We start from the raw sequence: 1,764 nt of genomic DNA, 5'->3' as shown, positions 1-1,764 counted from the left end.
GTCGCCACCGAGGCCCACCCGCCGGACTTACCCCTGCATCCCTAAGGCTCGTTCCTCACCAAGTGCTGCCGCTCAAGGCTGTTGTCCACCAGCGCTAGTACGATGCCAACAAAACCCCGTTGTCACCGTCCTAGCAGAATGCTGGTGGCCATATGAATCGCCTTCGGCGAGCAAAAAGCATTTGTATCGCTTTTCCTAACGGCTTCGCCTAAAAAGCTGACCCTCTATCGAGCCCTATTGTGTCGCCTTTGTCCGGCCAAAAGTCAATAAATTTAGTTAAATATATTTAACTAAATTTGGTGTTGTTATGTGGTATTTAGCAGTCTATTTGGTATAATGGCTATTATGGATTGGGGCAGAAATGCTTTAATCGTTGATTGATATTCAGGGCTTGGGGGCTTTATGAAAATTATCGTAACTGAAGGTGCATTTAAAGGTTGCAAGGGAGCACTACTTGAAGTGCTGGAAGATGGATTCTCTTATGTAAAACTTGAGACTTCAAAGGGTAGTGAAATTAAAGTTGTTTTGCGGGGCAATGAGTTTGACCAATATACGGAGTTTTTAACTTCAGTTCGATTTGGCTCTTCAGAGAGCAAAGCTTTCGTTGTCAGTGCTATCAATCCTAAGCATGCAGCCTATATTGCAGCCCAGAACATTAAAGAGTGTTGTAAAAATGAAAATGTTCATGACTTTTTTGTCGATTTGGTAGCTGACCGAGAATTCAATATCAGTCAAGGATTTCAGTTCTCATCCAAAGAGCTAGAGCAAGATTTGTTTACTGGCTTAATAGCTTAATCTCAAGGAGTAAGAGAGGAATATCCATGCTGAAATATATTGAAAATAGCTTAACTTCAATACCATTGTGCGAATCAAGGTTTACTTCTGGAGAGGAGGTCATTGTCGTTAATGGTTATGGCTTAGTTCTGCAAGGCTTCAAAGTGATAGGTTTCTCACAACCGTGTCAAGAGAGGCAAGCCTATATTCACTTAGATTGGGACTGCTATTGGTTCTCATTACCAGATAGCAGGGTATTTAAAACCTATGAGCTGAGCTCTTTTTATCGTATCTACTCACCAACCAAAGGATTTTTAGGTTTGGACGATGATAACAGCCTGATCTGGCTCAGTAACTCGCAACACAGTGAACTTTACAGTCAAACCACAAAAGACAATTTTTCAGCTACTTCAATGTGTGAAAACGGTGTTGCTGATGCTGTTTATGTTAAAGCATTAGACTCAGAACCTACCAGGGATTAACGCTCCCCAAGCGACCAGCCCCGGCAATATTGTCGGGGTTTTTTTGTCTCTCGTGTTAATGAAATCATAGAACTAAAATAGAAACTTAAAATTGCTCTCCACTAATAGGGGGTTCCCCTAGTCGCCACCGAGGCCCACCCGCCGGACTTACCCCAGCATCACTAGGGCTCGTCCCTCACCAAGTTCTGCCGCTCAAGGCTGTTGTCCACCAGCGCTAGTACGATGCCAACAAACCCCCGTTGTCACCGTCCTAGCAGAATGCTGGTGGCCATATGATTCGCCTTCGGCGAGCTAAAAGCATTTGTATCGCTTTTCTTAACGGCTTCGCCTAAAAAGCTGACCCTCTATCGAGCCCTATTGTGACGCCTTTGTCCGGGGCAAAGTCAATGTGATTAGTTAATTATATTTTACTTTATTTAGTGTTTAAATATGGTATTTGTCTATGGGGTTAGATATAATTATTACCAGTTAATCAATTAGATATATTGCTTGGGGGTATTATGGAAAT

2 protein-coding genes are annotated in these 1,764 nt (G+C 42.7%); both read left to right on the top strand.

What is annotated here, in order from left to right; genetic code table 11:
* Positions 1–402: 402 nt before the first annotated feature.
* Positions 403–795 (top strand): hypothetical protein, encoded by a 393-nt coding sequence (locus IQR33_RS26805; RefSeq protein WP_025636765.1) that lies wholly within the window; start codon positions 403–405, stop codon positions 793–795.
* Positions 796–821: 26 nt separating this feature from the next.
* Positions 822–1,256 (top strand): hypothetical protein, encoded by a 435-nt coding sequence (locus IQR33_RS26800; RefSeq protein WP_069489495.1) that lies wholly within the window; start codon positions 822–824, stop codon positions 1,254–1,256.
* Positions 1,257–1,764 lie beyond the last annotated feature (508 nt).

The organism is Vibrio sp. OPT46 (assembly GCF_015163535.1).
Lineage (GTDB): Bacteria > Pseudomonadota > Gammaproteobacteria > Enterobacterales > Vibrionaceae > Vibrio > Vibrio alginolyticus.
Note: the sequence above shows the minus strand (reverse complement) of the source record. Positions and strands in the feature narration are given on the sequence as shown.